Source organism: Desulfuromusa kysingii (genome assembly GCF_900107645.1).
In the GTDB taxonomy this organism is placed as follows: Bacteria; Desulfobacterota; Desulfuromonadia; order Desulfuromonadales; family Geopsychrobacteraceae; genus Desulfuromusa; species Desulfuromusa kysingii.
This window is the reverse complement of the sequence record NZ_FNQN01000003.1, coordinates 442,656-455,816: the sequence shown is the minus strand read 5'-3', so window position 1 is coordinate 455,816 and position 13,161 is coordinate 442,656. Positions and strand designations below refer to the sequence as shown.

Below are 13,161 nucleotides of genomic sequence, written 5' to 3'. Positions count from 1 at the left end.
AAGCTGGAATCACGATCACGGGGAACGGCAATATCAAGCTCGCCGAACTCCCCTTTGATCTTCTTCTGGTAACTGCCGTTGCGAGCGTTACCAGCTTTATTGTTCGAAAGAGCGTTCTTCTCATAACCAAGATGATCGGTCATCTCAGCCTGCATTGCGCGCTCCAGCAGTTGCTTGGTTAGTTGCTTCAGCAGCCCGGTTTCTCCGATGAGATCTTCAGGATTCTTGTAGTCCTTCATCAGGGTATCGAGCAAGTCTTTCGGTATGGTCATTAGTGCCTCCAGTGGTTACGAGTTGTAACCGACTGTGACCATTTACACAAAGTTTTTTACACCCTCACCCCCAGACTCAACAAGACTGCGTATCAGAAGAGGCTGATAGATATGACTCATAGTCATCTTATTGGAGATAAACTCTTCAAGTTCTTCGTAGGTCATAATACAAGTCTCTGTTCTCTAAATACATCCTTGGCAGTCATTCTATAAAATGGAACAGTCGCATCTTTTCACTGGAGAAAGATGAAGGCTATTTAAATTCTTCGGCGATATATATCAATCTTTCTCCTTCTTGGATTTCAACACCTGGGTTTCCTTTGACGTTTGGATTATCAATAATAAAAATTCTTTCTTTATCATACTCAACCCACTTTAAAACACTTCCCCTCCAAACTTTAAATTTACCAGTGCATTTAATGGTCTGTTTTTGGTTGTAAGCGTTAGGGTAATTAAATAATACGTGATATTTTTTACTATCATTATCATCCCAGCCAATGCCGATGTGTTCTTCCGTGTGGACTACTTTCCAACTTTTTGGTGGGAAATCTTTACTTACAACCTCTTCTCCGAGGAGCTTTATTGCTCTTTCACGGTAATCGTCGAAATGCTTGTTCCCTTTATTCTCTCTTAGAACTTGCAGTATTACCGTTTCAAAGTCTTTACTGCTCTGCCCGAACTTCATTCCGTCAGCAACTGCATTAAAAACCGAAGAGTAATCTTGTTTTGAAACATGATAGTTAGCTACTACTAGGTAGTGATTGTATATTCTCGAAACAGCACTTGGTTTTCTGGAGGGGGCGTAGGCAAAGGCCATTTCAAACGCTCTTGATGCTGCGTAGGTATCATTTCTTTGTTCAAGGAGATTAAACCCCATGTTGTAATAGGGTTCAGCTACTTTGGGGCAGTAAGAGGGTTTAAGCTTACAAGCATTTTTCATAGCCAGATCAAAATCACTGGTCATTCCCAACTGACTGTAGACCAGACCTGCTTCGTAATGAACATCAGCATCCAGTGGATCATCGAGAATGGCTTGATTCAACAACTGTCTTGCTTCAGAGGTTTTCTCGATTTTGGCGTAGTCTCTGGCCTTGTCTATATTGCTTTTAGCAAAAGCTGTCTGGGGCAGAAGCAAGGTGATGGCACATAGAATGACAATGAGTAATCTGGTCATATTGAAACCTCCTTTAAAACAAATCTAGGGCAAGCCCCAACAACATCTTCGTGGGAATAAACTCTTCAAGCTCTTCGTAGGTCACAATTTACCTTTGTTAAAAAATTTCTGTGAATTGACTCTTGTCCTGTAGCAGGAACATTTATCAAATTGGTCCATGAAAAGATGTGACCCTGAAATTACAGTGTGCCGCAAAATTGTTTTCATTTTCTTTTAAACCTTGCTGTTAATTTTAAATTATCAGCAAGTGCAATGAACTTGAAATCACGATATTTATTGTCTGGCATTTTTTCTCCTTTAAGTGTGTTGAATTTTTTTCCATCCCTTGTCTTAATCTTATAAAAATTATTAGAGGTAATAGACAGTATTGTGTTTACACCATAGGGTGATCTAATCCAAATATTCGTTTCTTCCCCTTTGTTAAGATTTGGGAATGAATAATCTTCATCTGGTGCTAGCTCAATGAAGTCAGGCGGAAAATGTTCTGCCATTTGAGCATCAGTTAGATACTTACCCGCTTCCCTTTTAAGCTTTGCTCGCATGTCTTCAGAGAAAGAGTCATTCTTTGCAAGGGAAGCTAAATCATCTCCACTTTGTTTTTTAAACTGGCTCGAATAGCTATTAGCAAGAGCGTAGGCTTCGTAAGTCAAAGGAGGCGATGCGTTTTTACCTATTTCAAATGACGATGCTGCAATTTGGCTTCGGTATGAGTTGTCAAACTGAGTTAATAAGGAAAAATAGACATTTGCTTTCTGAATTTTATTGAAACTTAAATGCCTTTTCCCTATTTCAAATAGCCGATTTAATACCTGTGTCTTTTTAGCTGGTTGGTACTGAAAAACATTCTCGAAAGCACTTTTAGCGGCTCCCGTTGATCCTTGCGCCAAACGGCTGAAGCCTTGACTAAAATAAACATCTCCTATCTTTGGGCAGTAAGATGATTTTAGCTTGCAAGCATTCCCCATGGCTTTATCGAAATCACCTATATAGCCAATCTCAGCAAAGACCAACCCTGCATCATAATGAGTATCTCCATCCATGGGGTCTTCGAGTATTGCTTCTCTCAGGAGCTGGTACGCACTGCTTTTTTCTCCGATGGTAACGTAATCCTTGGCTTGTTCAATCTTTGACTTAGCAAAAGTCGTTTGAGGCAGGAACAATGCAATAGCACAAACAATAACGACTATGAATCTGGTCATATTAACCCTCCATGCTGAACGGATAAATGGGTATTTAATTGATCATTTAATAGGGATAATTCTTCCCCTGTAATTTCTCATCGTATGTAAAGCACTGTTCCGCCTTTTCTAAGACATCTTTCTGGAAGAACTCATCAATACTGCCCCCCCGATATTTATGCATCGGCATATCGCATTGGTGAACATAGGCTTTGAGTCTCAGGGTTTCTTTGAGCTTTAGATTCATCCCCTTATCCAGTTCAAGTTCAATGAGTCCCGCATCAATGCTATCTACGTGCAGCATATCTGCCTTCTGCCAGCCGTTCTGTTTAAATACGGAGACAAGCTTGGCTTGGGTTTGATAAGCCAGCAGAACGGAATCTTTTATTCTGTCGCCAGAAATGTCAGGGATTTCTGTTTGAAGGGTAATGGTGGCAACGACTTCATCGTTGGGGTAGCTGATCTTTTTGAAGCGTTTAGTCAGGGTGTCAGAAAGGGTGGTTGCACTGGCTAGAGAGACCGACAGGAGTAGAAACGTAATGGTACAGAGTGATGTAAAGCTTTTTAGCATGATCATCCCCTCCAATAACAAATCAATTCAATGCAATTAATCTACAATTCGATCATTTTTGAGTCAACACTTTCATTAGAGAAGTTCAGATCAGCCTCTAGTAAAAGTTGATTCACGCCTAATTTTAAGTGCAGTTTAAGTTCAGTTCTGGAGACAATCTGAGACAATCAAAAATCCCACAAACTGATGTGCAATTAATTGCAAGACCCTAAAAACAAATAAGAAAAGGCCAGTTCCTGGGAACTGACCTTTACTGTCAAATGGTGGAGGTGGCGGGAATCGAACCCTAAGCCTCAGCTTTAAGAACATAGACACAACATACTGTTAACACATAGTTTTCAACAACTTAACTGATTTTCGTTTTTCTGGGTCTGTCCATATAATTAGGTTTAAAACGTATTACTAGACTATTATCCGCGAAAGTTTGGCGAAAGTTCCCCCACTAGAAAGGTAGGAAAATATTGACAATAATGAACTTCTTAAAATTGATTTTTTAAGAATCACTCAAATCATTGGCAACCTTAAAGCAGCCCCCCTTTATCCCGCCGATTATACCTATTTCAAAAACCACTTTGCGTCAAGGTGATCAAAGTGGACGACATCGTACAGGTGCGGATACAGAAGTGGTTCGCCACCAACAAAGGTGATCTTTTCGATCCCTACATCGTGACATTCGTTGATGATGCGCTCCGTCTCATCCTGCGGCAACGCTTGCGCATGACCGGATGGGGCAAAACAGAACTTACAACCCATATTACATTCACTTGTCAGGAACAAATTGACAGACGGAACGACAGTATTGACGAGCTCTTGATAATTCATGAGAAACCTCCTTGCTCGGGTTATGGTTTTCTCATGGCAAAAACCGAGTCGACGGGGGAATCCTAAAATCTTTAAATTGTCGTCTAAACTGAGTAGTTCGCTATAACTTCTCCATCAATTATCAAGGGAGCGAATTTTTCGGTATCAGGCATTGGTGCTTGAAGCAAGTGATTCCAAACTGCTCCAGACTGAATTGCATCAGCAACTTCCTCGGCATTAGCCCCTCTTGTAACATTTCTGATAGTGGCATCATTCATTATTTTGTCATGATCAGCTTCTACGTTAATTTTGGACATTGCTTCCAATAATACGTTCCACTCTTTCTCGGATGCGTATCCCGTCGCAACCTTGTCATATAAATCTTGCGGCAAGGCCTCACACGCAACCTCCTTCATCTCAAGCCAAACCTTTAGAAAAGGTGTCGTTCCCTGCAACAACAATTGAAGTTCGAACAGACTGACTTTACGGAATCCATTAAAGAAATGATGGTCATATTCAAATGACGAAGATACAATCAGGGGGACGATTCTCAACTGGTTATAGGTTTCATCAATATCAAACCAATCGCACACCTTAGAATAATTCATTTCTAAAGCGGTCATTGCACGCTCTATCTGATTTCCTGCCTTCTCCAATTGTGGTAAATGATCATGTATCTCCTTAATCGAAGTCCTAAAGTATGTCAATTTTGTTTCAATTAGAAACAGAATTCCGTCCTTGTATGCGAGAACGTCAATTTCAGACAAACGGCCATATTTACCTCTCAGTTTTTTAGAACTGATTGCTTTCCAGCCACCAAGCTTGAAAATTTCGGCAATTTTATTCTCCTGAAAAGTTGAATACTCTTTATTGCCATGCCTATTCTGCCGGACAATTGCGTTAAAGAGTGCCGTCTTGATATCCGGATGAAAATAACGCATCAAAAGCAGATACCCGGTAGGAGTCTTTAAAAAGGCTTGATTATCAATCTTGACCGGATACTGGTTAATATTTGCACTCCCCAAGTCAAATATCTGTTTCATATCCTCAAGTGAGGTCTCAATGTGATTACTTCTGTTAATCTCAAGAATCTGATGAATAGTTCTTATCTCTAACGGAGTACGGTGAGAAGTAGACAAAACATTCATAATAGCAGTAGAAACATCAAACCCGTCACGTTTCTGCTTCGCCATTTCATGCTGATACTGCACCTCATAACAACCACTGAACCGGTTGAGGATGAAAAGCGCATCCGTTAGGTCAATCTGGCCACTTTCAACAAAAATTTTATCATCTATGCCTAATTCGTCCCCGATAAAACGCTCTCCGAAGTAAATTCGTCGAACAACTTCTTTTGATATTTGATTTGGTGCGCCTTTAGCCAATCTTTTCACAGCTAAGGTATCACTTGTATCGAATCCAGAATAGTAATCATGAAAAATGCGATACTTGTCCTCTGTTTGTTCCCAAGCGGCTCTCCACGCATCGTTTCGTGGTTTAACAGCGGGTATTACCTGAGAAAAGTCAACAAGCCAATCATGCCATTGGAACATCTGGAGCAGATATTTAAACTGAGCACGCTGATCGAATTCTCTTAGCAGAGGAAAAAGATCTGGTTCTCGACCGTCGTATAAAATTTTCGATTGTCGGATCAGTTCTTTGCCAAGCTGTTTTTCATCAGGCCATTTATGTGAACCTTCTTTTTCTCCTTTGAATTTCTCATTCAGGAGTTCCTCAAGCAGTGACAACAGTGTCGGTCGTTTAGCCATAAAGGCGGCATCTGTTGGTGTTGAAAAATATATTTGCTCTGAAATGAGTACGAATGCACAAAGAAGCTCAGCAACACTCGTAGTTTTGATCTCCCACAAAAATTTCTTTAGTGAATCATTCAGTTTCGATTTTAAATCCCGGAAGAAACCTGCACCGGCTAAAAACTCCCGGGATTGCTCATCACACATTCCTTCGATAAATGGGCGAAACGATTCCCAATGGCAATCTTGGAGAAACCCCCCATAGAACCTAAAATTTTTCAGTATTAACTCTGGTTTATTCGCAAATCCAGTCGAGACGAAATCAGAACAAAATCTAGCTTGACGGAAATACCCCTGCCAGAATTCGGGGGCATTTGGAGATTGGCAGACGATTTTCCACCCATATTTTGAAGGTAATTCTGACTGCCAAAATCTCTTTTGAAAGCTCTTGTTCTTAAGAACAAACAAAGGACGGATATTGTGCTTTTTATCTCCGGAAAAAAGAATTCGATTTGCCAAATCAAAATCATCGGCAAATAAATCATCGAGCAATGCAATTCTTTTTTTAGGAGTACTCGCGGCAGATATTTTTTTTAACAACTCCATAAACTCCAAATTTCCACATCAGACAAGTGGCTCATCAACAGAATATTTCAATAAGTAGCTACATATCAAAAAAAGCTGGTCACTGAATCATATCAGTGCCTGATTTCATCAAGTTTTTCCAGCAACAAATAATACGGCACCCTCTCCTGCTCAATACGGACACCTTCGCAATCCCCACCGGGTAAGAGTCTGAAATATGCAGACTCTTCATCGGGTGTAAGATTCTCTAAGTTATCCAACCGTCTGGTGCCATTCGGTTCCACGACAGCAGCATTCCTATTCAAGTCGATGTCCTGGCTGGTCATCAATATAGATTCAACATGTGGGAGCTTGCCTCTCAACATAGACAAGATTCCATACCCATGAGTGTCAATATCCCCCCAGTAAATAACTCTCTTATTTCTAAGCCATGTGGCCGTTGCAATATCGCCGATTCCATACCCTAGCCCGAAAACAACCACTCCACCTTTGAATGTCGGGAAGGCAAGGCCATTCACCTTGTTTTCCGTCACAAAGACAGTGTGGCACCCAGGAATATCGTGCTCAGCGAACTCACTCAACGGCATACTGAGATCTCGATAAAACGAACCTGCTAGGATTCCATCGTCGAGGATGCGATACCTGATAATTGCTTCATCATAAAGAAAACCAAAACGCCTTTCAAAACCATAGCGAGAGAGTCCTGTAATGGAAGCATCATAAGCATCAGCTGTGAGGAGACAAGTCAACACATCAGAAAGAATCGACCGTTTGGCCTCAAAGAATTTTGTATCGATTCCAGAGAGGGTTATCTGCCGCAGATAGATTCCCGGTTTAGGGCGGGATTGGACAAACTTGCAGACGTCCAATATTTTGTTCCAGTCATCCAAGTGTGGGACAACTTTCATGGGATTTTCTGTCATCCATAAAGCGACTTCAGAAATCCGCTTTTTCGTTGTTTCCAACGCTTTCAAAAAAGCAGTAAACTCTCTTTGTTTACCAATAAAACGCACCAAATCGTCAGGCGTGTCGAAGCGAATATCGCTGGGCAAACGTTGGCGGCCTAGCTTGCGATGATTTACCTCGGAAAACTCTACGGTGAACCCAAAACCTCCGAGTTTTTTTGAAGAAGCATTAAGTTCAGAAAGCCATTGCTGCACTTCAACCAACGAATCAACCACTTGCTGGCCACTGGCCTTTTTAAAGCGCAACCGTAATGGGAATTGTGGCTCACCCGTGGCGGCACTACGCAAAACATCCCCACGGCTCCAAGCTTTACGAGCAAAATCTTTAATTTCTGCAATGCCTTTCATGACACGTTCCGCATTGTGTTCTGATCCAGACGCTCCTGATTAAGTTCCTCAATTGTCATATTCCGGAGTACTGAACAAGACCCTTCAGCATTATTATGCACGAAATTGACCGAACTAATGTATTTCTCGATTACATTGATTTTCTGCAAAGGAGTCAGGACAAGAAGCTGAAGATTCAGCATTTCAAACAGTTCCATACCGAAGCGAGCGCTCTCCTCTGAACCACGTCCAAAAGCCTCATCGACAATGACAAAACGGAACGAGCGAGCCTTCTCTGCACCGAATTGATACGCTAGCGCCGAAGCCAAAATCGTGTATGCCAGCTTTTCCTTCTGCCCGCCGGATCGCCCACTGGAACCTTCATAGACACATTTGACTTCATTCGTTTCACGGAATTTTTCGTGGGCCATAAAATCGAACCATTGACGGACGTCTGTGACTTTGTTACGCCATTCCTTGTCGATCGATGTGAAATCCCCCCCTCTATTTTTCAAACGTTCGACGATCTGTTTAACCTGGAGAAATTTTTCCTCCGTATAGAGCGTCCTTTCATCAAGGATATTTGAAAAGCATGTCTTAAGGTCTGCTTGAAATTGTCTGATTTCCGGATCTGAAACTAATTTTGGAGCAATCTCGATGTAAGTGCCTTTGACATAATCGATTTTCCTTAAGGACCAGTTGATTTGACTAAGTCGATCTTCAATATTCTTCTTCTCACGCCCAAGGGACTCTTCTAGACTGACGAGGCCTTGGATCGTATGTTCACGCAGGAGTTCTCGAAAGCGCTCCTGATGTTTCGGAAGATCTTCTGTCACTAGGCTATGTAAGATTCTGCATAGCTCAGGAACGGATCTTACATCGATATCAATTTCCTGCCCTTCGACCGGAAAAGAATCTCGATATTTCCCGATAGATTTCAGCAAACGCCCTTTAGAGTCATCTGCCGACCTTTCGGCGGCCCGTCGATAATCGTCCATTCGCTTCCAAATCTCACCAGCGATTTTTGTCGCTGTGTTAATTGTGATCTGCTTGCGACTTTCTTCCCAGCGTTCAATCTCTTTTGCTAATTGCGTAAAAAGCTCTGACCTGCCAGCCTCGTCAATAGCACTCAACAACTCATGCATCTCGGGCAGTGTTTCCTCTCGACGCATTTGGATAGTCTTCTCGTTTCCTACAACTTCATCACGAAGCCCACCACGAACACCCTCATTTTTATCCAGGAGCCTGTTCGTCGAATCCAGCTCTTCGCGAAGCTGCCGCAATCGATCCGAACTCTCCTCAATACGCCGCTTCTCCTCGGTGAGATCATCGATGCGTTTGACATCACCTTTCCAGTCAAGCCGCTCAAAGCTGTCATAATCTGCTATTTTCCCGGCTACCGAGCGCTTTTCCCGATAGTTGTCCTCCTCGACTTCAACCTTCCTGATCTCATCAGAGATCTTTGCCAATTCCACCTTTGCCCTGGAAAGTTCCTGGGCCAGTGCGTCGATCTTCTTCTGATTATTCCAACCAAGAACATAAGTTGAACGATCGTCGATATGACGGCGATCATCCTTTTCATGGCGATCTCCCCGAGTCTTGGAGAGACCACTCTTCATAACAGCATCTTGCTGATTCCTAAACTCTTCGATGCTGTCGCAGCATGCAATATCAAAGCGCTTTCCAAGATGTCCATCCAACCATCCCTTAAACTCAGCCCCCGATTTAATATTGATCTTATTTGTCAGAGATTTCTCAACCAATCTGCTGCTTGCCGTTACATGAACCCTGGGGATCTTATAGAACACAACCCGTCCAGCCAAATGGGTCTTATCAATATAGAGGCAAGCTTCCCGATACAGATCCTCTGGAACCAGGATACTTAGCGCGAAGTTATGGAGGATACGCTCAACGGCGCCCTCCCAGGCACTTTCCTCTTCCTTGACTTCTAGCAGCTCGCCAACAAATGGGAGCCTTTCGACATCTGCACCCACCGCATTTGCAATACCTTGCCGAATGGCCAGACTTTTGAGAGGAATGTTGCTCCGTCGTTTACGTAGCGAATCAAGTTCTCTGTCAATCCCTGTGATTTTCTCATCTCGCAGCTTTTCCTGTTTGACACGAAGATCAATCCGGCACTCTTCAGCCTTTCGTTTCAGCTGGTCAAAGTCTGCGATAATTTTTGTTGAATTAGTGCGAACCTCACGGAAGTCTGTCTCTGTTTCAGGAGGGACCATGCCGAGGGATCCACAGTTTTTTGAAAATTCGGCGTAGGCATCTATTTTCTGCTGCTTTGAAAGAATCAGTCGTTCAAGCTCAGATTCGATTGCCGTAATCCGACCACCGCCAGCGTCAACAATCGAATTACGAATCTCTTCGGCCTTCTCTTTCAGATGCGCTGATTCTGCCAACAAACCAGAGAGTTTCACCCTAGAACGTGTATTCTCACTTTCGAGAACCTCAATCCGCTTCTCAATCAGCTCGATATTGAGTGAGGCATAATACGGTCTGACTGCCCCCAGCAATTTCGCTCTATACACTACAGTTTGAAGGTATTCCTGAAACTTGATCGCCTCTTGGTCAACCGGTTGTAACAATTCTATTTTCTTTTGAGCTTTGGCAACTGATTCGTAAGCTTCCGACAAGCTATCGAACCCCTCAATGACCTCGTCGACAACGGTCGGTGTGTTCCCGACGTCAAGCATAAAGTCGCGGATAAAGGTTGTCAGGTTCGGAACCTGCTTCATCGACATGGTATGACAGAATAGGCTCAGCGCCTGAACACCGGGAATACCCATTTGGCGGCAAAAGTGTTTGGAATATTTTTCGAAGCTATCATGGAGATGAATGGCGCTATCCGAATCGAGCCGACGCTTCAACTCAGCAATCGTCTCAACCCCAGTAAAATGCGACTCGATACCAAGATCTTTTTCAGAAACGACATACAAGCGCTGTGGCGGCTCACCTTCATTTCGCACCCATAGAACCTGAACCAGAGTGACAACCTCCTTCAAGTTTCTGTTGCGAAACACCGCCAATATTGTCGTATACGTGTTGGTACCTCTAAGAAAAACCGGTTTGGCTTTTTTGGTCTTCTCGTCGATGTTATTAGAATATTGCCCTCGAACATAAGAAGCAACCGTACGTTCCCTGGCCGCTTCGTCTGCAGCCTTGTTATAAGCAACCCGTCGAGGAGGTACTAAAAGTGTTTGGAGGGCATCTCCCGCCGACGACTTACCGGAGCCAACATCTCCGGTCATCAAGGTTGTTTCGCCGTTAGCGACTATGGTCCAGACTCGCCCATTGAAAGTTCCCCAGTTAAAGACCTCAGCACGTTCGAGACGGAAACCATCATCGACCCCCTGAACGTCAAGCAGTTGCTGCTGCATAATTTCGATACCCCTCAAGTAAATTATCGAGATCCGCCAAAGCATCGGCATTAAAAGCGGCCTTGATAATCCGACGCACCTCGTAAGTAGTCTCCTCAGCTTTTTTCAACTCGTCAAGAAAACCCATCTCTGCAACCTTGGCAATGTTGCGCCGAATTTCATCGTGCAATTTTGCCTCGTTTGTTTTCTCTGGGATGAAAGCCTTGACCATATCAAAAACTTCTTCCTCGGTCATAATTAGACGTGGTTCAGAGGTTGAAGCATCGTGTTCAGCAAGACGTTTGCGTAATAAAACACAAATCAAACTGGTCTGAAAACCAAGCGGCCTTTTAGGAATCAGCCTTGGCAAAGGATCAGGATCATCTTCGTTAGGAATCTGTTTGAGAAAAGCAAACCCTTCGGCTTCGTCAAGAAAAAGTTCAAGTCCGACATAGACAAAATGTGAGTTGACTGCTGCAAATGAACCCAGAATGGTTATCCAGTGACGCGGGTGTTTGTCCTTGTAGACAACTCCTTTCATAAGGGCAACAATTGCATGAGAAATATTATTTCGCCTGTCCATACCGTAGTACTCCTATCGGGTAAAAATCAGCCTGGGTACTTTCAATTGCGTGTCGCGGCCATCGATGGAAATATTGAGCACATCCTTCTGGTCACCACTGACAACAACTTTTCCGCTGTCATGGCCCACCTCGAAATAAGCAACAATTTCACTGACGCCTTTGGTAATCGGATATCTGTTGATCACCTCAGGCAATGTGATCTGATCTTGATCACGTAAAAGCCCACCGATTCGATCGCTTAACTCACCGTAATCAATATCCTCTCGATTAAACAAGGCAGAAACATCAATGTCGACGACTCCATCCTCCAACACTACGCCGGAAAAATCTTCTGGCAGATTGGCCTTGTGTAGAGTTCTTGCCATAGTCAGATCTATTTCAGGTGAAATTTCATCAATTCCGAAGCAAAAATCCTGAGGCTGGTGTTCCTTAAGTTCAAGAGCCTTCTGCTCAATATCGCGGATAATCTCCATGATTCGCTTGTTTTCGAGATGAACACGATCATCAATGTAACGACGCAACTGGTCAGCGAGACGGTTGGTCGTCTTATAGACGGCACGTCCAGCATCCAGAAGCGCATACTTCGCATCTGGAAGGAATGACTCCTGAACCATATCTTCAAGAACCTCCAACGCAAGGATATTGTCGAGTAAATCAGCCAACTCCTGCTGGCGAACAGGATTCATCAAAAACTCCCAAAAAGAACGGAAACTACACCCCTGGTCAGATGTCGTAATACTTTCTCTCCGCTCAAAGACATCGTCCAGTACTGCGCCTTTGGGCGCATCAGCCGTCACAAAAAGCTGGCGAGCTTCTTTGTCGAGATCCCGCACGTTTTGCTCAACCTGGCGAAAGTCAGCAACCAAGCGTCGCGCAGTTTCTTCGGCTTCAATAAAACGCTCCCTGATCTGAGTTTCCGAAAAAGGCTTATACCCACCCTTGCTGATCAGGTCAATCTCCCGATCAATTTCATCTTTGGTGCGCTCCAGTTCCTGGATTCGACGCTCGGGGCTATCCGAAGCTTTGGAGTCGATTTCTCGGAGGATATTGAACACGGTCAGCAGACGGGATTCTGTGCCAACAAAAGCTTTCGGTTTCAGATCGGAGAGCCACTCTATGGCTTTAACAATTGAGGGGGTCAGATCGTAGATAGGCTCATCGCCCCGATCAGGATAACGCTTTGAAAGATAGGAGTTGCTGTCGCACCAAAGAGCCAGATACTGCTTGGCCGTCATCTTATGAACGTATTCCCCGTAGCTTTGGCGTAGATTGTAGAGTTCATCGTCAAGCAATGAGAGTAATTCCTGGTGAGGGATGGAACGACGATTCGGCTCGATGAAAACTTTGTGAAAAAACGACAAGGTCAGTGGGGCGCTGTCAGAGCTGATGGCTCTCAAAGCAGGATTATTCGTTTTCAGAGATTTTATATATTCGTAGTCCAAAGTAGTCCCCCGCCAAAACCTAGCTTACACTCATAATAACGCTATCCAATCTACTACTACGTAAACAACAAAGCACCATGACAGAATAAGTCACGTTCAGCCAGACAAAAAACCGAAAAAAATATCGCATCCACCCATTATCT

At 43.5% G+C, this 13,161-nt stretch carries 10 protein-coding genes; all 10 read right to left on the bottom strand.

From position 1 onward, the window contains the following. Window positions 1-272, bottom strand: a 272-nt coding sequence (locus BLU87_RS07385; protein WP_175498293.1) for a transposase, incomplete at its 3' end; no start/stop codon positions are given. A 253-nt stretch (window positions 273-525) separates the two neighbouring features. Then, window positions 526-1,446, bottom strand: a complete 921-nt coding sequence (locus BLU87_RS07380) for a tetratricopeptide repeat protein (protein ID WP_092346241.1) — start codon at window positions 1,444-1,446, stop codon at window positions 526-528. A 203-nt stretch (window positions 1,447-1,649) separates the two neighbouring features. Next, window positions 1,650-2,645 (bottom strand): tetratricopeptide repeat protein, encoded by a 996-nt coding sequence (locus BLU87_RS07375; RefSeq protein WP_092346239.1) that lies wholly within the window; start codon window positions 2,643-2,645, stop codon window positions 1,650-1,652. 46 nt (window positions 2,646-2,691) lie between these two features. Further along, window positions 2,692-3,195, bottom strand: a complete 504-nt coding sequence (locus BLU87_RS07370; protein ID WP_092346237.1) for a hypothetical protein — start codon at window positions 3,193-3,195, stop codon at window positions 2,692-2,694. Window positions 3,196-3,750: 555 nt separating this feature from the next. Beyond that, window positions 3,751-4,017 carry a radical SAM protein gene (locus tag BLU87_RS07365; protein ID WP_092346235.1) on the bottom strand — a complete coding sequence of 89 codons (267 nt, stop codon included), beginning with the start codon at window positions 4,015-4,017 and terminating at the stop codon, window positions 3,751-3,753. A gap of 83 nt (window positions 4,018-4,100) precedes the next feature. Further along, complete coding sequence (locus BLU87_RS07360; RefSeq protein ID WP_092346233.1) at window positions 4,101-6,353, bottom strand: PDDEXK family nuclease; 2,253 nt, start codon at window positions 6,351-6,353, stop codon at window positions 4,101-4,103. Window positions 6,354-6,445: 92 nt separating this feature from the next. Continuing rightward, window positions 6,446-7,645 (bottom strand): DUF3322 domain-containing protein, encoded by a 1,200-nt coding sequence (locus BLU87_RS07355; RefSeq protein ID WP_092346231.1) that lies wholly within the window; start codon window positions 7,643-7,645, stop codon window positions 6,446-6,448. Continuing rightward, window positions 7,642-11,013 (bottom strand): ATP-binding protein, encoded by a 3,372-nt coding sequence (locus BLU87_RS07350; protein ID WP_175498292.1) that lies wholly within the window; start codon window positions 11,011-11,013, stop codon window positions 7,642-7,644. The genes BLU87_RS07355 and BLU87_RS07350 overlap by 4 nt, the downstream gene beginning before the upstream one ends. Next, window positions 10,994-11,575 carry a DUF4194 domain-containing protein gene (locus BLU87_RS07345; protein WP_092346227.1) on the bottom strand — a complete coding sequence of 194 codons (582 nt, stop codon included), beginning with the start codon at window positions 11,573-11,575 and terminating at the stop codon, window positions 10,994-10,996. Before BLU87_RS07345 ends, BLU87_RS07350 begins: the two co-directional genes overlap by 20 nt. Window positions 11,576-11,587: 12 nt before the next feature. Beyond that, window positions 11,588-13,018, bottom strand: coding sequence for a DUF3375 domain-containing protein (locus BLU87_RS07340; protein ID WP_092346225.1), 1,431 nt, complete (start codon window positions 13,016-13,018; stop codon window positions 11,588-11,590). Window positions 13,019-13,161: the final 143 nt, after the last annotated feature.

What these genes read in the sequence shown, in the direction of transcription:
- BLU87_RS07360 (WP_092346233.1), bottom strand. Translation starts at nt 6,353, where the DNA reads ATGGAGTTGTTAAAAAAAATATCTGCCGCGAGTACTCCTAAAAAAAGA.
- BLU87_RS07355 (WP_092346231.1), bottom strand. Translation starts at nt 7,645, where the DNA reads ATGAAAGGCATTGCAGAAATTAAAGATTTTGCTCGTAAAGCTTGGAGC.
- BLU87_RS07365 (WP_092346235.1), bottom strand. Translation starts at nt 4,017, where the DNA reads ATGAATTATCAAGAGCTCGTCAATACTGTCGTTCCGTCTGTCAATTTG.
- BLU87_RS07345 (WP_092346227.1), bottom strand. Translation starts at nt 11,575, where the DNA reads ATGGACAGGCGAAATAATATTTCTCATGCAATTGTTGCCCTTATGAAA.
- BLU87_RS07350 (WP_175498292.1), bottom strand. Translation starts at nt 11,013, where the DNA reads ATGCAGCAGCAACTGCTTGACGTTCAGGGGGTCGATGATGGTTTCCGT.
- BLU87_RS07370 (WP_092346237.1), bottom strand. Translation starts at nt 3,195, where the DNA reads ATGCTAAAAAGCTTTACATCACTCTGTACCATTACGTTTCTACTCCTG.
- BLU87_RS07375 (WP_092346239.1), bottom strand. Translation starts at nt 2,645, where the DNA reads ATGACCAGATTCATAGTCGTTATTGTTTGTGCTATTGCATTGTTCCTG.
- BLU87_RS07380 (WP_092346241.1), bottom strand. Translation starts at nt 1,446, where the DNA reads ATGACCAGATTACTCATTGTCATTCTATGTGCCATCACCTTGCTTCTG.